At 66.2% G+C, this 18,423-nt stretch carries 14 protein-coding genes; 8 read left to right on the plus strand and 6 right to left on the minus strand.

Going from position 1 to position 18,423, the window contains the following annotated elements; all coding sequences use genetic code 11:
- Window positions 1-11: 11 nt before the first annotated feature.
- From V6V89_RS31860 to V6V89_RS31880, 5 genes are all read right to left on the minus strand, one after another.
- The gene (locus tag V6V89_RS31860; RefSeq protein WP_334623250.1) at window positions 12-2,708 is read right to left on the minus strand and encodes a ricin-type beta-trefoil lectin domain protein; all 2,697 of its coding nucleotides are present in this window, start codon (window positions 2,706-2,708) and stop codon (window positions 12-14) included.
- Window positions 2,709-3,073: 365 nt separating this feature from the next.
- Complete coding sequence (locus V6V89_RS31865; protein WP_334623251.1) at window positions 3,074-4,180, minus strand: glycoside hydrolase family 11 protein; 1,107 nt, start codon at window positions 4,178-4,180, stop codon at window positions 3,074-3,076.
- 167 nt (window positions 4,181-4,347) lie between these two features.
- On the minus strand, window positions 4,348-5,217 hold the full coding sequence (locus tag V6V89_RS31870; protein WP_334623252.1) for a carbohydrate ABC transporter permease: 870 nt from the start codon (window positions 5,215-5,217) through the stop codon (window positions 4,348-4,350).
- Complete coding sequence (locus V6V89_RS31875; protein WP_442935259.1) at window positions 5,214-6,185, minus strand: carbohydrate ABC transporter permease; 972 nt, start codon at window positions 6,183-6,185, stop codon at window positions 5,214-5,216. The genes V6V89_RS31870 and V6V89_RS31875 overlap by 4 nt, the downstream gene beginning before the upstream one ends.
- 54 nt (window positions 6,186-6,239) lie before the next feature.
- Window positions 6,240-7,511, minus strand: a complete 1,272-nt coding sequence (locus tag V6V89_RS31880) for an ABC transporter substrate-binding protein (RefSeq protein WP_334623254.1) — start codon at window positions 7,509-7,511, stop codon at window positions 6,240-6,242.
- 852 nt (window positions 7,512-8,363) lie between these two features.
- Between V6V89_RS31880 and V6V89_RS31885 the strand changes: the two genes are divergently transcribed.
- The 3 genes from V6V89_RS31885 to V6V89_RS31895 all read left to right on the plus strand — a co-directional run bounded on the left by V6V89_RS31885 (window position 8,364) and on the right by V6V89_RS31895 (window position 11,197).
- Window positions 8,364-9,308, plus strand: a complete 945-nt coding sequence (locus tag V6V89_RS31885; RefSeq protein WP_334623255.1) for a glycoside hydrolase family 5 protein — start codon at window positions 8,364-8,366, stop codon at window positions 9,306-9,308.
- Between the two features lie 6 nt (window positions 9,309-9,314).
- A complete protein-coding gene (locus V6V89_RS31890) occupies window positions 9,315-9,806 on the plus strand; it encodes an RICIN domain-containing protein (protein ID WP_334623256.1) in 492 nt (163 codons plus the stop codon).
- Window positions 9,807-10,051: 245 nt separating this feature from the next.
- Complete coding sequence (locus tag V6V89_RS31895; protein ID WP_334623257.1) at window positions 10,052-11,197, plus strand: epoxide hydrolase family protein; 1,146 nt, start codon at window positions 10,052-10,054, stop codon at window positions 11,195-11,197.
- Between the two features lie 121 nt (window positions 11,198-11,318).
- Here V6V89_RS31895 and V6V89_RS31900 read toward each other — a convergent pair whose 3' ends face one another.
- Window positions 11,319-12,026: a Pr6Pr family membrane protein gene (locus tag V6V89_RS31900; RefSeq protein ID WP_334623258.1), complete on the minus strand. Its 708-nt coding sequence runs from the start codon at window positions 12,024-12,026 to the stop codon at window positions 11,319-11,321.
- Between the two features lie 279 nt (window positions 12,027-12,305).
- Here V6V89_RS31900 and V6V89_RS31905 point away from each other — a divergent pair, with 279 nt between their 5' ends.
- From V6V89_RS31905 to V6V89_RS31925, 5 genes are all read left to right on the plus strand, one after another.
- Complete coding sequence (locus V6V89_RS31905) at window positions 12,306-13,781, plus strand: hypothetical protein (RefSeq protein WP_334623259.1); 1,476 nt, start codon at window positions 12,306-12,308, stop codon at window positions 13,779-13,781.
- Between the two features lie 82 nt (window positions 13,782-13,863).
- Window positions 13,864-14,781, plus strand: coding sequence for an ornithine cyclodeaminase family protein (locus V6V89_RS31910; RefSeq protein ID WP_334623260.1), 918 nt, complete (start codon window positions 13,864-13,866; stop codon window positions 14,779-14,781).
- Window positions 14,782-14,997: 216 nt separating this feature from the next.
- Window positions 14,998-15,810: a helix-turn-helix transcriptional regulator gene (locus tag V6V89_RS31915; RefSeq protein ID WP_334623261.1), complete on the plus strand. Its 813-nt coding sequence runs from the start codon at window positions 14,998-15,000 to the stop codon at window positions 15,808-15,810.
- Between the two features lie 81 nt (window positions 15,811-15,891).
- Entirely contained in the window at window positions 15,892-17,322 is a 1,431-nt protein-coding gene (locus V6V89_RS31920; protein WP_334623262.1) for an alpha/beta fold hydrolase, read from the plus strand.
- A 158-nt stretch (window positions 17,323-17,480) separates the two neighbouring features.
- Window positions 17,481-18,374, plus strand: a complete 894-nt coding sequence (locus V6V89_RS31925; protein ID WP_334623263.1) for a LysR family transcriptional regulator — start codon at window positions 17,481-17,483, stop codon at window positions 18,372-18,374.
- Window positions 18,375-18,423: the final 49 nt, after the last annotated feature.

Below are 18,423 nucleotides of genomic sequence, written 5' to 3' on the forward strand. Positions count from 1 at the left end.
GGCGTGGCTGGTCAGTTGCGCAGGCTCCATTGCTGGTTCGCGCCGCCGTTGCACGACCAAAGGATGATCTTCGTGCCGTTGGCGGTAGCGGCGCCATTCGCGTCCACGCACAGTCCGGATTGGACGCTGGTGATGGTGCCGTTGGCGTTGACGTTCCACTGCTGGTTGAGGCCGCTGTGGCAGTCCCATATAGCGACCACGGTGCCGTTGCTCGTGCCCGCGCCATACGCGTCCAAGCACTTGTTGCCGTACACGGTCAGCTGCTTGCTGGCGGTGTAGGTCCACCGCTGGTTCGTGCCGCCGGAGCAGTCGCGCAGCTGCACCTGAGTGCCGTTGGTGGTCGTGGAGTTGGGCACCTCGACACAGCGGCCGGACTGGCCGCCCACGATCTGGCCGTTCTGCTGACCGCCGCCGCTTTGCTGCCTGACGAGCGACCTGGACTCGGCTGACCGATTGCCTTGAGCGTCGACGATGTAGAGCCGATAGTCGCCCCGCGCCGTCGGAACAGCTATGGACGTGGCGGTGCCGTCCGCCCTGGTCATCGTCGCGCCGGCGGCGAAGGCGGTGGTGCCGGTGGGGGCCAGCCAGATCGTCTTGGTCGCGTCGCCGGTGCCTCGGACCGGAATCGACGCGCTCTGGCTGCCGACGAACGTGCTTGCCGGTAGCACATAGTCGGGCAGGGAGAGCTTGCTCTGCGGGATGATGTCCCGATATGCGTCCTCAAGCCCCGAGTTCACGGCGATACCGTATGCCGCCGCCGGCCAAACATAGTCGGAGGAGACGAGAATATCGTGTATGGTGCTGTTCGGCAGGTTCTTGTTGGAGACCTTGTTGATAGGGCCGTAGATTTGCGTGATGCTCAGATCATGCTTGCGCCCGAAGTCGTCGGAGTTGATGAGCCACGTGACATCCTTGTCCACGCTCAGGACGTTGTCGCGGAAGGTCATGTATGCGGAGCCTTCGTCCGGGTGAAGTCCGTACTTGTGGCCGGCCGGGACGCCCTGGAGATAGTTGTCGTGGATTGTGGTGCCCGGCTGGCTGCCCAACGTGTAGATGGGCGCCGTGTCGCTGAGCCGCTGCACCGTGTCGATGATGTGGTTGTAGCTGATGTTGTTGTTTCGCGCCGTCGTAGTCGGCCTGTTGGGCGCGATCGAGCCCGATGACCCGTCGAAGTTCCACCAACCCCATCCGAGCGTGATTCCCGACCACGGGGTCTTCTCGATCCGATTTCGTTGAATCGTGACGGTGTCGGCGAAGTATGCCGAGATTGGACTGTGTCCGTTGAATAGCACGGCACTGTCGTAGAGGTAGTTGTTCTTGATCGTGATGTTTTTGGGCAGCCCCTCGACCTGAGCGGGGTACTTCTCCCGATTGGTCGACGTGTGGTCGCCGATATAGACGTGCTGCGGATGTCCGACGGTGATTGCGGATCCGGCGATATCGTTGGTGTAGTTACCGATCAACTGCGTGCTCTGCACGTCGTTGACCATGTTGATCCCGTCGGCGCCGGTGTGCTGGATCCGGTTACGCTGCAGGATTATCCCATCGGCGTTTTCGATCTGGATTATGCCGGGAGTGACGTCGACATTGCGATAGTAGTATACGTGGAAGTTGCCCTTCGCGTATGCCTGGGCGCCCAGGTTGCCCTGCTGGGCCTGCTTGAACGCGGAGCCGGCCACATTGAACAGGTTCCAGTCGGAGTGCTGCACGGTGAGGCCGGAGATCGTGATGTTACGGGCGTGGCCGCTGGTCGAGGTGCCCGCGATCCGCAGCACGGTAGACACGTTGTTCGGCGCGAGGACCGTTGCGGTCGTCATGTTCTCCGAGTTGGCCTTGTAGTAGTACAACGTCCGGCTGGTCTTGTCGAAGAAGAACTCGCCCGCCGTGTCCAGGAACTCGTAGGCGTTCATGACCTTGTGGCTTCCGCCGACCTGAGCGTTGCCGTTGTACGCGCCCTGGGCGATAGCGGCGCCCGGTTGCTGGAACAGCGCGACGCGGTTCGCGCCATCGGCTGTTGTGGTCACCTGGCGGACTCCCACGATGGCGGTGGTCCAGGTGGTCGCCGTTTCGATCTCGATGTCATCCTGGTTGCGCGCGATGGCGGGAAAGTCGGACAGGCTGTATCTGGCGCCTTCGCATTGTGAGCCTGACTCCCAGGCCCACGCGGCCTGCCCCGCTGTGATGTTGTAGGTGCCGTGGCATCCCGCCGAGTTGATCGTTTTCGTGGCCATGTACGCCCGCTTGTCGTTGACATAGAGGGCACGCAGCTTGTTGGCGCGGTCGAGCGGGGCTTTCCAGATGTTGCCGCTGTGCTGGGTCCAACCGGTCACCTGAACGCCGCCTTCGAGGACTGGCGTCTCATTGGCGTGTGCGGCATATATGACTCGGTAACCGTTCGTGCCAGAATCGCTCGAGCCGAGTTCGATCGTGCTGCTTACCGGATAGCTTCCACCCCGAAGATATACGTAGATGTCGCCTGTCATGTTCGCGTTGATCGTGCGAACGACGTCCCGCGCGCGTTGCAGGGTTCTAAACGGGGAGGTGATCGTTCCAGGGTTGGCGTCGTTGCCGTCGGGAGCGACATAGTAGGTCGCCTGGGTCGCGGCTCTAGCCGGTATTTGACTTGTCAATGTGGCTGTCAGTGCGGCGGCGGCGAACACCGCGGCTGCGAGCAGCGACCTTCCAGCGGTGGAAGCGACTGACTTCACGTACTGTTCCTTTCAGTTTGCTGCCGTGCAATCGTCACACTGCGCGCAACGCGAGTGAAGGCATGTGGCAGCTCATCTGTCAATGATGGCTGTCGATAAATCTTCGAGAATGCAGAAGCGCCTAAGGTCACAATGTCACTGCTTCATGGCTGCTCACTCTCGAATCAGAGACGGTGATCGGCATTCCGATGCTGACCAAGATGGGGCTGGCCGCTGTCGCGGCCGTGGTGGTTGCCGTCCTGGTCGCGCTGACCCTGGTGCCGGCGGACTTGTCGTCCTGGCCTACAAGAACGGCCTGGTGTCGTTGGAGCCCGGCAGCACCTGAATGGGGGCCAGGCCCATCAGTGCCTGGCCCCCGAGGCTTGTCAGTTGCGGAGGCTCCACTGCTGGTTTGATCCGTTCCAGCAGCCATACAGTTGGATCTTCGTTCCGTTACCGGAACCACCGGCGTCGAGGCACAGCCCTGACTGCACTCCCGTGATCGAGCCGTTGGAGTTGACGTTCCATTGCTGGTTGGGCTGCCCGCTGCAGTCCCAGATGATCACTGCCGTGCCGTTGCTCGTGCCCTGACCCGAGGCGTCCAGGCACTTGTTTCCGGACACCATCAACTGTTTGCTCGATGTGTAGGTGAACCGCTGGTTCGAGCCGCCCCAGCAGTCGTACAACTGCACCTGGGTGCCGTTGGTCGTGCTCGAGTTGGGTACGTCGATACACCGACCGGAGCCGCTGCCCACGATCATCTGGCCGCTACCGCCGCCGGGGTTGGTGGTGGGGCCTGGGTTGGAGCCGCCCACGGTGATGTTGGAGCTGCCGCTGCTCTGGTAACCCTCGGTCGCCATGATCTGGTAGTCGTGGCTGCCCAGGTTCATGCCCCTGCTGGCCCAGGCGTCGAAGTGAGTGCCGGCGTTGATGGTGCCGCCCACCCTCTTGGACTGCCGCACGCTCCAGTACTGGTAGAACGTTCGGGTGCCCTCGATGGAGGGCTGGTTGACGCGCTGCGTGCGGTAGATGTCGTAGGTGCCGCCGTCGCTGGTGACCGTGCCCATGTGGCCGGAGCCGGGTGGCCGCCAGCTGCCCCAACTGTCGACGATGTAGTACTCGACGAGCGGGTTCCTCGTCCACCCGTAGAGGGTCAGGTACGAGTTGCCGTTCGGGTTGAAGGTGCCGGAGTAGGTTACGGTCCGGCGGCCGCCCGGGTTCCAGCCCTTGCCGGCGACGAAGTTGTTGACGTTGCTCCACTGGGTGCTGTACTGGCCGCCGTTACCCATGGTCATGGAGACGTTGCCGCTGTCTTTCCAGAACGAGTAGAAGTAGCCGTTGTGGGTGCCGGTCGAGTTCGTGGTCACGGGTTGGGCGTGGGCGGTGCCCGTAATGACCACTCCGGCGAGGACCAGCGCCAGGGCACAGGCGCCGCCGAGGAGCATGGTGCGGCCGCGTCTGCGGCTCCTGCGGTGGGCGGGGGCGTCGTTCATGCGTGCTTCTCCTTATGAGGGACCGGTTGGAGCAGACGAATGTCGGGGACCAGAAGCCGTGTCGGTTGCCCAGGCCGGCGAATACTGCTGACACCTGACGTCACACGTCATACAATGATGCTAGTCTATGTCGACTGTGGGGTGCGTTGGGGAACCCGGGGAGTTCGTCAACCCTTGAACGCACCTTCCATGATTCCCTGCACCAGGCGCCGCCCGACGAAGACGAACAACACGAGCAGCGGCAGCGTGGCCAGGAACGAACCGGACATAGCCAGGCCCAGATCGATGTCCCGGCTGTTCTGCAGCGCCTTGATGGCGATCTGGACCGTGTACCGTTCCGGGGACTTCAGCACGATGAACGGCCACAGGAAGTCGTTCCAGGCGTTGACGAACCCGAACAGTCCCAGGACGAGTGCCGCCGGACGGACCAGGGGAAAGGCGATACGCCAGAAGATCTGCCAGGTGGTCGCGCCGTCCACGCGGGCGGCGTGCATCAGCTCGTCGTCGATGGTGCTGCTGATGTGCTGACGCATCCAGAAGATGCCGAAGGCAGTCACCAGCCCGGGGACGATCACCGCCTGAAGCGTGTCCACCCAACCCAGCTTCGACATGATCAGGTACTGCGGGATGACGGCCAGCTGCGCCGGTACGGTCATGGTCAGCACGACGATGAGGAACAGCGTGTTGCGGCCTGGGAAGGACAGCTTGGCGAAGGCGAAGCCGGCCAACGCGCACAGCCCCGCCTGGCCTACGCCGATCACGGTGGCGATGATGAGGCTGTTGAGGAGCGCCTGCACGAACGGCACGATGTCGAAGACCAGGCCGGCCAGGCGCAGGAAGTTGCCGCCGGGCACGACGCGCGGTGGGAGGCTGAACGCGGTGGCCGAGTCCGTCGTGGACACCACGAACATCCAGTAGAGCGGGAAGACGCTGACAAACACCATGACGCCGAGCAGCGCGTACACCCAGAACGGGAGCCGGTTGACGCTGCGCCGGCCGCGGGTCGCCCGCCCGGTGGTCGAAGGTGTGGGGTTCATGGGCGCTCCGAGCGGATGCGGGTGACCAGCAGGTAGTTGATCGCGGCGACGATCACGACGATGACGAAGAGCGCGACGCCGACGGCTGCGCCGTAGCCGAAGCTGAAGCGGCCGAAGCCCTGCTCGTACAGGAAGAGGGTGAGGGTCTGGCACTGCCGTGCCGCCCCGCACGTCAGTCCGCCCACGGGATTGGCCAGCAGCGGCTCGGTGAAGATCTGCAGTCCGCCGATCGTCGACGTGATGACGGTGAACACGATGATCGGCCGCAGGGCGGGGATGGTGATGTGGCGAAACTGCTTCCAGCCGTTGGCGCCGTCCACGGCGGCGGCCTCGTACAGATCGCGGGGCACTGATTGAAGCGAGGCGAGATACAGCAAGGTGTTGTATCCCGTCCACCGCCAGGCGACCATCGTGGCGATCATGATGTGGCTGCCCCACACCGACGCCGTGAAGTCGATGTGCTCGAAACCGAGCAACCCGATGAACCAGTTGAGCATGCCGTAGTCGCGGTCGAAGAGCTGGGCGAAGACGATGGTCGTCGCCGCCACGGAGGTGACGTAGGGGACGAGCACCGACATCCGGAACAATGTGGCCGCCCGCAGCCGTACGTGGTTGAGCACGTGCGCCATGCCGAGCGCGAGCAGCAACTGCGGCACCGTCGACAGCAGCCAGATGCTGAACGTGTTGCGTAGCGCGCCCCAGAACCGCGGGTCATCGACGAGCTCGGAAAAGTTGGCCAGACCCACGTAGTGGCGCTCACCGATGGGGTCCCAGTCGAACAGCGCGACGTAGAACGTGAACAGCAGCGGGAAGAGGCCAAAGATGAAGAAGAGCAGGAAGAACGGCGCGATGTACGCGTAGGGCGCCAGTCGCTCGCGCACGCCCAGCTGAATGCGGCGTTGCCGGGTTGGCTGCCCGGTGGCCTTAGCGGCCGTGGCCGGTCTCAACACGGTGGTCACAGCGGTCACCTTCTCGCCGCGCGGCGGCCGGGCCAGCCCAGCCGCCGCGCGTCAGTCGTCCGTTCAGCCACGTAGGGCGTTCTTGACGTTGGTCAGCGCGGTGCTCCACGCCTGGTCCGGTGCGACCTTGCCCTGTTCGACACTGGTGAGGGCGTTGAGCAGCTCGATGCCGATGGTGGGGTCATCCGGACCGATGTAGAACGGCTTGATACCCACCACGGAGTCGGTGTAGATCTTGCCGATCGGCGCGTTGGAGAAGAACGGGTCGGTCTTCGCGAGGAGCTGCGGGTCCGAGTAGACCGACGGCGTCGTCGGCAACGACCCCTGCTGCAGGAAGTGCGCGAGCTGGCCGGCCGGAGACTGCATCTCGGCGATGTAGTCCCAGGCTGCCTTCGCGTTCTTCGCGCGCTTGGGGATGGCGAGGTAGCTGCCGCCCCAGTTTCCCGAGCCACCGGGGATCGTGGCGACGTCCCACTTGCCGGCCGTACCGGGGGCGTTGGTCTTGATCGCGTGGAGCATCCACGACGGCGCGGACACGGCCGCGAAGTCACCCTTTCCCATGCCCGCGGTCCAGCCGGTCGACCACGAGGCCTGCTTGGCGGTGATACCCGCCGCGTGGACCTTCAGCGCCAGGTCGAACGCGGCTTTGACCTGTGGGTTCTTGTCGTACGACAGCTTGCGGTCCGGGCCGTAGTAGCGCTCCGACCCCTGGTTGACCGCCTGGAAGAAGACGCTCGTCGGGACGTTGTCCAGGAATGGCTTGCCGGTCGCCTGGACGTACCTTCTGCCGACATCCAGGAGCGCGTCCCAGGTAGGCCACAGCTTGGACACCTGCTCCCGATCGGTGGGCAGACCGGCGGCCTTGAACAGGTCCGTGCGGTACACCATCGCCATGCCGCCGACATCCGTCGGGATCCCAATGATCTTGCCGTCCTCGGTCATCGACTGTTTCATCACCCAGTCGAGGTAGTCGCCCTTCTTCTGGTCGGCACCCAGCGTGGCCAGGTCGACGAAGTTCTCCGGTGACTGCATGAACTTCGGCAGGTCGTCACCCTGGATCAGCACGAGGTCGGGCACCTTGCCGCCGGCCAGTGCGGTGGTGAGCGCCTGGGCCGTCTCGCTGGTGCTGCCCACCTCGGTGAGCTTGACACGCACGTCGGGATGCGCCTTGGTGTAGGTGTCGACGGCGGCCTTCTGGTTGATCCCGGTGAATGACCAGAACTCGAAGGTCTTCGAGTCGGATGATCCGGAGTCGCTGTTCGATCCCGGCGTACAGCCGGCGACCAACAGCACAGCTGTGGCGAGGATGGCTGCGGGGGTGATGACGCGCTTCACTCGGCCCTCCAGGCGGTGCGGCGGTCGGGAGCGATCGCGGCGAATGGATGTCGATCCAAGGCCGGGCCGTCACCGGCGTGGCGGCGGTGATGACTTCTCCACGTGGAGCCAGGCGGAGGCTTGGCCCCGTCGAGATCGCCTTCACCCCTGCCAAGCGGGTTCCGGAAAACTATCGATACCGATCCAGTCGTGTGACGTATGACCATACTCAGTGCCGTATTGCCCGTCAACGACTGCGCGCTACGGAGGACTGCGGACGGATCAAGAGATCGGAGCCTCGGCCTTGGGCCCGAAACTTTCGGCCCCTGCGGCCGCCCGAGCCGTGGGTCGACCTGCCGCTCCCGCGGTGACCGCCGTAAGCAGCCACAGGTCTTCGGCCGCCGCGGGGTACTGGCGTCGGCGCGCGGCGTCCAGGCCATGTGGGCCACTCCCCGTCGCCGTCATATTCAGCCGGGCGCTGTTGGGTTAGAGGAAACGCGACCAAATCGCACCAGGTGACATAACACAAATCCACAAGACAATGCGCCGCTCGGGCCGTCGATTGCCATTGCGGCTTTGAGCGAAAGCGCGGCCGCTTCGGATAGAAGTATGGACACGCAGGGCCGAATTCCCTTACTCTCGTCGCAGACCATCAGGGTTGTCGATGTGAATCCGACGGCGCGGCAGCCATCGGCTCCCACTTGTTCCTAGCTTGTTGCCCGGCTCGGCAGTAGCGGCCTGCCGGAATGGCATCCAGCCAGCAGATCCGGTTACGGCATCGGCGCGTCGGCGCGCGCGCCCTTAGCGGATTCAGCATGCCCCCGTGCATCGCCAGCTGGTTTGGACGGGCGAACCACGAAAGGACTTTTCATCATGTCCCACTCCCGCCCTGGACGCTACCTGGCCCGAGCACTCGTCTGTGCTATGGCCGCTCTCGGCGTGGTGCCGGTCGCCATGCTCGGAGGCGCCTCGCCGGCCGCCGCGGACACCACCCAGTTCCGCGGTGTCAACTGGGGCCGGCTGGGCGACAACTTCCATCGCGGACCCCTGGTCCTGCACGGATTGGACAGCTCCGACAGCTACGCGACGGTCCTGGCCAAAGCCGACGCGGTCTACACCGGCTTTCAGAACAACCTGGGCGCCAACACCGTCCGGCTCCCGATCAACACTTACACCGTCGGTACGAACTGGTGGAACGCCTACACCGGCGCCATCGACGCGGCCACAGCGAAGGGTTTCAAGGTCGTCCTCTCCTACTGGGACGACGGCGTGGCCGCCAGCGGCGGCCGGATCGTCAATACGACCGCCTTCAACAACATGTGGAATACCGTGCTCGCCCGGTACGGCACCAACGGCCTGGTCTACTTCGAGCCGATGAACGAGCCTGGCGGGCATAGCGCCAGCGACTGGGCGAACGTGGTCAGCACGTGGATCAGCAGCCGACCGTCGATCCCGCGGAACCGCATTTTCGTCAGCGGTGCCGGCCTCAATACCGACATCAAGTCGATGTGCGCCGACCGGCGCCTTGACGGGACGTTCCTGTCCCTTCACCACTACACCTTCTTCAGCGGCGCGAAGAACTACGACCAGTGGGTGGCGTACCTGCGGGACGCGATCGGCTCCTGCGCCGAGCGCACGGTCATGGACGAGTTCGGCGCGCCGATGGACACCGGACTCAACTACCACGACGCCGCCAGCTCGGACAACTTCGTGCGCTACTTCCGCGCGACCACGACGGTGCTCCGGGAGCTGCGGATCGGCTCGATCTACTGGCCGGGCCTGGGTGGCAAGATCACCGCCGGCCAGAGCGACGACTAGTACTCCATGCAGAAGTTGCACGGCACTGGCACCAACCTCACCCTGAGCACACCCAACGCCAGCGGTCTCGACCGCCTCAGGTACGGCTGGGGTTTGGGGGAGGGCACCAGCCCAGGCTCGACCAGCTTGTTGCGTAGCGTCGGCACCGGACGCTGCCTGGACATCCCGGGCGCCACGACGGCCAACGTCCAAGTCCAGGTGTACGCCTGCACCAACACGGCCGCCCAGCGGTGGACCTCGACGGCTGGTGGACAGCTCACCGCCCTCGCGGGCCAGAAATGCCTCGACGCATACAACGCGGGAACCACGAACGGCACCGTGGCCGGCACTTACACGTGCAACGGCGGCGCCAACCAGCGGTGGACGATCGGCGCCGACGGCACCATACGCGGCGCCCAGTCGGGCCTCTGCCTGGACGTGAACACCAGCACCCTCAAGGCGCAGCTCTGGAACTGTTGGGGCGGCGACAACCAGAAATGGCAGGTACTCAACCCCTGACCCACGATGCGGCCGCGAGCAGGCGGTCGAACGAGCCGCGTAATAGGCGACGAAGGTGACCGGCCGATGACGGAGCCACCTGGCGGACGGCGCCCATTCTCCGGTTCGGCAAGCAGCGGCTGGGGCTACGTGTCGCGACGCTGTCGTACTTCGCCACCACCCGTGGACGTGAGCGATCCGAAAGTGCCGTGAAAGCGCGGCCCTCTAGCGTCGGACCGCTGGCTGGTTCACGAAAGGCGAACGCCATGAGCAATTCCGAGATCACCCCGTTCCGCGTCGCGGTGCCGCAAGAGGACCTCGAGGATCTGAGTCGCCGGCTCGACAATACTCGTTGGCCCGACGCGCTCCCGGGCGACGATTGGTCGACCGGCGTACCGACCGCGTGGCTGCGTGATCTGGTCCACTACTGGCGCACCGGCTACGACTGGCGCGCTGCCGAGGCGCAGCTGAACCAGTACCCGCAGTTCACCACCATCATCGACGGCCAGCGTATCCACTTTCTCCATGTACGGTCGCCACACGCCGACGCCTTCCCGCTGGTGCTCACGCACGGCTGGCCGGGGTCGGTGGTGGAGTTCCTCGATCTGATCGGGCCCTTGACCGACCCCGACGATCCTGCCGACGCCTTCCATGTGGTCATACCGTCGCTGCCCGGGTTCGGTTTCTCCGGGCCAACGGCGGAGGCCGGTTGGGACACGGCGCGGATCGCCCGTGCGTGGGCGGAGTTGATGCGCCGGCTCGGGTACGAGCGGTACGGCGCGCAGGGCGGCGACATCGGGGCGGTGGTGAGCCCGCAGCTAGGCCGCGTGGCGCCGGATCGGGTCGCCGGCGTTCACGTCAACGGCGGCCCGGGCATGCTCCCGCCGCTGCCGCTGTCCGAGGAGGAGTTGGCCAGCCTGTCCGACGTCGAGCGCGACCGGGTCCGACGGGTGGAGGCGTTCATGCGGGAGGAGTCTGGTTACATCGCGATCCAGTCCACCCGGCCGCAGACCCTGGCGTACGGGCTGGCCGACTCTCCGGTCGGGCAGCTGGCTTGGATCATGGACAAGTTCCGGGAGTGGACCCACCCGCGCGACGTGCTCCCCGACAAGGTCATCGACCGGGATCGGCTGATCACCAACGTCATGATCTACTGGCTGACCGGCACGGCCGGCTCGGCGGGATACGTCGGTTACGCGCAGGAGTTCGCCTGGGGCCAGTCGAAGGCGAACTCGGGGGTGCCCACGGCGGCGATCGTCTTCGCCCACGACGTCGGCATCCGCCGGTACGCCGAAGCAGAGAACACCATCGTGCGCTGGGTCGACGTGGATCGGGGCGGCCACTTCGCCGCGCTCGAGGAGCCTGAGACGTTGACGGCTGACATCCGCGCCTTCTTCCGCGATCTGCGCTGACGCGACTCCGTTCCCGACAGCGCAGGATTCGAACGCGGAGCGTAGCCGTTGTACGGGGAGGTCCGTCCGGGCCGCGTTGGCGCCCTGACGTCGTGCACCCCGTTGCGCCGCGCAGCGTCCGTCAAGGCTCAGAGGTCGCTCGCGCGGGCTGGACGGGCGTCGGCGGCTCGGCCGCGTCTGATGCCGAGTCGCCGCGCCGGGCACGTTGGCCAAGTCTGGCGGCGAGCCGGTCAAGCCCGAGCAACATCATCCCAAGCGCGACGAATTCGGCGGTCAGGATGCCGAACTGGCCAAATACCCAGGCATAGCCGCGCTCGGTCGGGTCCAGGAAGTAGTACGGGTACGGGGTGGCGAACTGTGGATAGACCGCCGCCCGGCCCAGCGCCAACAGGGCGTATCCCAGCGGATACAGCAGCCACAGGGGCAGGTCGGCGTAGGGCACCACACGGTGCGGCGGAAAGATCAGCCAGTCCAGCAGGACCATGCCGGGCACGAGGTAGTGCAGGGCGAAGGTGGCCCAGTTCGCGAACAGATCTCCGCCCCCGATCAGGCCGGGCAACGGGTTCGCACCGTGGTTGAGCAGGATGTGCGCCACCAGGCCGGTGATCATGATCCATAGGGTCACCGCGCCGCGCAAGCGGGGAGCCGCTGGCGCGGGATCACCACGGCGGATCATCCAGTAGACGGTCCCACCGAAGTAGCCCATCACGATCAGGTTGCTCTGGATGGTGAAGTAGACCAGTGAACTGGAGTTGAAAGACAGGCCGAAGCACGCGGCCAACACGATGCCCACCCGCCACCAGAGTGCCGGCCGCATCCAGATCGACATGTCGCACCATCCGCCGTCACCCTCGCTGAGCCTCCGTACCGTACCCGGCGCCCTCTCACCTCCTTCATACGCCGAAAGCACCCTGGTGCAGCCTGGGTGCCGGCGGGGGACGAGGAACGTCAGATGGCTCGGTCGAAGACAACCATGTCCTTGCCGGGGCCGTTGTAGCCAGCTCCAACCGCATAAGCTTGATCATGGCCACGGTCGGCTCGTCTTGTCGAGCGCCTGGCGAGAGCTGCTTTGGAATCGTCAGAGACCGTGCTCGTAGACTCCCGGTTCGTGACTACATCCCCCACGCCGATCGAGGTGGCCTTCGCGCTGTTGCGGGAGGGCCGTTTGGTCGATGCCGAGAACCTCATGACACACGAGTTGCAGACCGTCACGGCGAAGCATGGTCGCGGCAGCTCGGCCTGGGCCTCGGCGCAATGCGACCTCGGCAACGTGCTGCTCAATGGCGACCAGCTCGACCGCGCGATCGAGTGCTACCGCCACGCCGCCTCCGCACCGGCGCAGGACTACGAGTCCCGCAAGGACCGGTTGACCTACCGGCTCAACCTCGGCATGGCGCTGCGGATGGCCGGGCGACTCGACGAGGCCGAGGCGGAGCTGCGCCAGGGCGCCCAGGAGCGGCTCGCCTTCTACGGCCGCGAGCACGCCGGGTACGCGTTTGGTCTCGAACCGTTGGCGGACCTGCTGTTGCAGCGCGGCGATGTGCGGCAGGCCCGGCACGTCGTCGACGAGGCGGTGGACAACCTGTGGCGCAACGGGCACGAGCGGGTCGCCGCCGCGCTGGCGCTGCGAGCGGCGATCGTGCAGGCCGGCGGCACTGCCGAGCCGCTGTTCCTGGACCTGCGCCAGCTGCCCGACGAGGTCGTCGAGCAGGTCGCGGGCTCTGTGATCCAACGGCTCGATCACAGTGATCCAGCGTCCAAGCACCTGCTCACCGCCCTGGTTGCCGCCCTGGAGGCGCGGCTTGGCCTCGACCACCAAGCGACGCTCAACGCGCTGTCCGTCCTGGCGAACCTCGGCCGGGACCTTGGCGATCAGTCCGGGCGGATCGAGGCGATCGAGCGTGTGCTGGCATCGTACGACCGCCAGGGCCGCGCCGAGCAGGCGCTGATGGCGTCGCTTGGCCTGGCGATGGCACAGAGCGAGGCCGATGATGCCGAGGCGGCGCTGCTCACCTACGCGTCGGCGTACGCCAGGGCGGAGCGCATCGGTCGTCCGGAGCTGCAAAGTCAGGTGCTGCGTAACTGGGGATTGGCCCTGCAGGAGGCCGGCCAGACGGGCCCGGCGGAGCAGCGGCTGGCCGAGGCGGTGGCCCAGGCGCGCCGCGGCGCTGATTACGAGACTGTGGGTCGGGCGGGCGTCGCCCTCGGCCTGTTCCTCCAGCACGAGGGGCGACTGCCGGAGGCTCGCACGGTCCTGGAGGAGGGCCTGGCAGTCCTGGACCCTGTGCACCCGGACGCGATCGTCGGCCGCAGCCACCTCGGCGCGGTCATTGACGGCCGCACCTGCGGGTGCGGCGACCTGCAGGACACGATCGCCGACGCGTTCCGGGAGTTCGTCATCACCAGGCTGCCCGCAGACCTGCTCGCACGCCTCGACGTGAGGATCGCGGACGACGACTTCCAGGTCAACGTCGAGCTGCGGCGGGAGCCGACCGAGGCCGAGATCGAGCGCCTCAACGGCGTATTCCAGTCCGCCCACGCCGAGTTCCGTCGCCGGCTCAGCGAGCCTCAATACGCCGGATGACCGTTCGCAGATCACGACCTTGGGTAGTCCAGAAGCCGGCCTCGTCACACCACCGTCTCCTCGAACTTGAAAGACTGGGCCGGTGACTGTTCTCCTGCCCCGCTCGCGTGTGGACAGCCTCATCGATGTGGGTCAGGTGCTTGAGATCCTTCGTGAGGGGTTCCGCGTCGTGGCGCCGGAGGAGCCTCCACTACGGATTCGTACGGACCTTCCCGGTCCGGGTGCCGCAACCTGTCTGATGCCGGGCCTGCTGCCTGGCATTCCGGCGTACACCGTGAAGGTGAATGCCAAGTTTCCAAACGCCACGCCAGCGTTACGCGGCGTGGTGTGCCTGCACGATATCCAGTCCGGTGAGTTGCTGGCGCTGGCCGACTCGGCCTCCGTCACGTCGTGGCGAACCGGCCTGTCCGCCGCGCTAGGGACGCACGTGCTCGCCGATGCGGGCGCCGACGTACTCGGCTTCGTCGGGACCGGCGCGCAGGCCAGCAGGGCATTGGCAGGTCTGCGCCGGCTGCGTTCATGGCGCCGTATCGTCGCCTGTGACATCGACCCGACACGCGCGGCCGAGTTCACCACAAGGGTCGTGGCGGATGCCGCCGCCGTCGCGGCCGAGGCCGATGTCGTCCTGCTCGCTACCTGGTCCCGTCAACCATTGCTGTACGCCAGTGACGTGCGACTCGGACAACATCTCACAACGCTCGGCGCGGACGAACCGGGCAAGATGGAATTGTCTGCCGACCTGCTGAGGGCGGCACGCGTGGTGGTCGACGATGTCGACCTGGCGGTCACCTCGGGCGCGCTCGGCAACGCCCGCCTCGACGCCAGCGCCGCCGCCGGGACACTGGGTGACGTCCTTCGAGGTGACCTTCAAGCCCACAGTGTCAAGGCGGTCAGCGTCTACGCGCCCGTTGGGCTGCCCTGGCAAGACCTCGCGCTGACCTGGTGGCTCTATCAGCGCGCCATGAACTCTGACGCCCTGATCATCGATCTGCTCGCGTGACCGCCGCCTACGTCGACCGCGAGTGACCAGGCTGGCGCTATCGCGCCCTGCTGACCCAGGAACCCTGAGCCTTCGTCACGGCAAGTCCGCGTCCGCGCCAACTCGAAAGCGCACGACAGGCGTCTGGGAAGTATGGGGACGAGGGGCGCCGCGGGTGGGCTGTGTGAGAAGTGTTCTGCCAGGTATGCCGGCCTACCGGGCTCGGGACGGTGCCTGGTGCACGCCGCTGGTCTGGACGTGTTCGAGGGGCGGTGCGGTCTTGACAGGACGGGCTTCACCCCGCCGTCGTACGAGTCCGTGCACCGGCTGACGCTGATCCGTTCCGGCGCTTTTCTTGTCCGGGTCAACGGTCAGGAGTCGTTTGTGGACTGTGGCGCGGCGGTGTTCACGCACCCAGGGGACGAGCTGCGGTTGGCCCATCCGTTGGGCTGCGGTGACACTTTCACCACGGTGGAGTTCGCCTCGCAGGTGCTGGCCGGGCGCGAGGGCGAGTGGGGGTTGTCCGTCCACCGCCTGCCGCTGGACGACGATCTGGATCTGTTGCACCGGACCCTGGTCGCCGCGTCTCGCCGAGGTGTGGACGCGTTCGCCGTTGTGGATCAGATGCATGGTCTGCTTGACCGGCTGCTGACCGCACCTGGGTCCCGTGCGGTGGGTGTGTACGGCGCGTGGACGCCGCGCCGTCGGGAGACCTTGGTGGCGCACCGGCGGCTGGCTGACCGTGCCCGTGAGGCGCTGGCGGCCGGTCAGTACACCGTCGGGCTGGATGAGCTCGCTGCGCTGGTGAGCACCTCCCCACATCACCTGAGCCGGGTGTTCCGGCAGGTCACCGGCGAAACCCTGACCGCATACCGCAACCGCCTGCGGGTCCGCGCGGTGCTCTCTGACCTGCAGGACGGGGCGGGTAACCTGCGCACGCTCGCCGCCCGGCACGGTTTTGCCGACCAGGCGCACCTGACCCGGGTGGTGCGGCGGCAACTCGGCCACCTGCCCAGTGAGGTGCGGCGCATGTTGGCCGCGCCGGGCTGAATCGCGCATCAATGTTCAACGCGGCCGTGGTCGGGCGGGTGCAGCATGACTTGCGAATTCGTCGATCAGGAGGAGCGTCAGATGCGAGCACCTCGCGCAAGACACTGGGCCGGAATCGTCTTGATCGGCGTTGTCTGCGCCATGCTCGGCCCGGCCTCGCAGCCCGCATCGGCCGAGATGGCCTTCGCCGAGGCGACCGCGGGGTCGGTGACGGCGACGCCAGCCGGCTCCGGACCGCAGCTCACCGACTCGCGTCCCTGTGCCGGCGTCGCAAGCTTCACCTGTTCATACCTCACCGTTCCGCGGGACCGCACCGGACGCACGCCGGGAACGCTGCGGCTGCCGGTCGCGGTGGCGGACAACGCGGCCGCACCGCGCGGCACGCTGCTGATGCTCAGCGGCGGTCCGGGGCAGCCAGGCGTCGGCCTCCTCCCGCGGATCAGCCAGCGCGTTTCCTATCTGTTGAACGACTACCGAATGGTCATGATCGACCAGCGGGGCACCGGCGAGGGTGCGATCGACTGCGAGCGCCTGCAGGCTGAGGTGGGCTCGTCCGACATCACCCCACCCTCACCCGAGGCCGTACGCGAGTGCGCGCGCCAGCTCGGAGGGAACCGGCACCATTACACGACCGCCGACACCGTCGCCGATCTTGAGGATCTGCGCCAGGCACTCAACGTCTCGCGGTGGACGCTCGACGGGGTGTCGTATGGCACGTTCGTAGCCCAACACTACGGACTGACATTCCCCGGGCGGGTAAGCCGGATGGTGCTCGACTCGGTGGTCCCGCTGGACATCGACCCGCTGTACGTCGCCGGCCTGCATCGCACCGGATGGATGCTGCGCCAGGCATGCCGGGAACAGAACTGTGGATTCGACCCGGCGGCGGCGCTCGCCGACGTCGTGCGTCGATACGACAACGGCGTCGGCGTCTTCGACCTGATCGTGATCGCAAGCATCATCGATCCCAAGCTGACCGGCGAGGGGTACTTTCCCGTGCTGACACTCCTGCGCCTGGCCGCCCAAGGGGAACCGGAGCCGCTCAACCAGGCCATCGCGGCGATACAGGGCGGGGAGGAAACGTCGCCCGCCCAGTACAGTGCGGGACTGCATGTGGCGACGCTCTGCGCTGACCTCGTCCGCGCGCCGTGGGGGAACTCGATGGCGCCGCTGTGGCGACGAGACGCCGCCCTCGCCGCGGCGGAGCAGAATCTGTCCGCCAAGCAGGTGTGGCCGTTCGAGCCACGGACAGCCGTCGGCAACGGCGTCGTTCAGGGCTGCCGGCACTGGCCGCCGGCGCGCGTGAACCCACAGCCGCCGCACGACCGGCTGACCATGCCGGTGCTGCTGATCAACGGGGACCGGGATCTGTCCACGCCGCTGGAGTGGGCGGTGGAGCGAGCGGCCCGGATGCCGCGTGGCAAATTAGTGATCATCCCTGGCATGGGTCACTCGATACAGGGCCGCAATGCCGCCGGCGACCAGGCCGTACGGCAGTTCCTCCTGCACTGAGGACACGGCGCCGGGCGGTGCGGTCCCGTCTGGACGGTGCCATCGCTTCCGAGAACGCGGCCTGAAGTTCGAGGTCATCGACGAAGGATCTTCGCCGGCACATCAATAAAAACGATTGCTTTCGACCAAGATGATCGCTGATTGCTATTATGTGACGCATGGCTGACGTCGAGCTGCGCCACCTGAGGACCATGGCTGCCATCGCCGAGGAAGGAACGTTCGGGCGAGCGGCGGGTCGGCTCGGCTACACCCAATCGTCGGTGAGCCAGCAGATCGCCGCGCTGGAGAAGGCCGTCGGTGGCGCCGTCTTCGACCGACCCGGAGGTCCTAGACCGGTACGGATCACGCCCCTAGGCGAGGTGGTCTTGGCCCATGGGCGCGATCTGCTCACGAAGGCGGAAGCGCTGGGCGACGCCGTCGATCGCTTCAGGGCGGGTAGCGGCCGGATCGACATCGGCACCTTCCCGGGCGCGACCAGGCTGATCCTGCCGACCGTCGTACGCCGGTTGCTAGACGAGCACCCCGGATGCGACATCAGGCTGTCCGAGATCGAACCGCAGGATCCGCAGATCGGAGATCTCGACCTGTTGTTCCACTACGGCTGGATCGAAGGCGACGTCGAGCACGTCAAGCTGTTCGACGAGCAGTATGTCCTGGTGGCTGGCGTCGACGCGTTCCCCGATGGTCCAGTACGGGTAAAGCTGCTCGACGATGCACCGATGGTCGCCTGGCCTCCCAACCATCACCAAAAATGGTTGGAGCGGGCGCTCGCCAGCAACGGCGCGCGGCCACGGATCGTGTTCCGAACCGCCGGCCATGAAACCATCGTGTCAATGGTGCGGGCAGGCATAGGCTCGGCGGTGCTGCCGTGGGTCGCCCTCTACGGATCCGATGCCTGGACCGACGACCGGCTCAGCATCCACCAACTGCGACCATCGCCCGCCTCGACGTGGTACCTCTACTGGCCGGCCGGACGCACCCAATCGCCGCTCGCGACCCGAGCCATCGACATCGCAGTCGAAGGCGCCAAAGAGCTGGCCAGCCAGATGTGACATCGGCCTGACGCCGCCGTAGTGTGGGCCGGTCGTGTGCCCGCCCGAG

This window comes from Micromonospora sp. CPCC 206061 (assembly GCF_036906915.1).
Classification (GTDB): domain Bacteria; phylum Actinomycetota; class Actinomycetes; order Mycobacteriales; family Micromonosporaceae; genus Phytohabitans.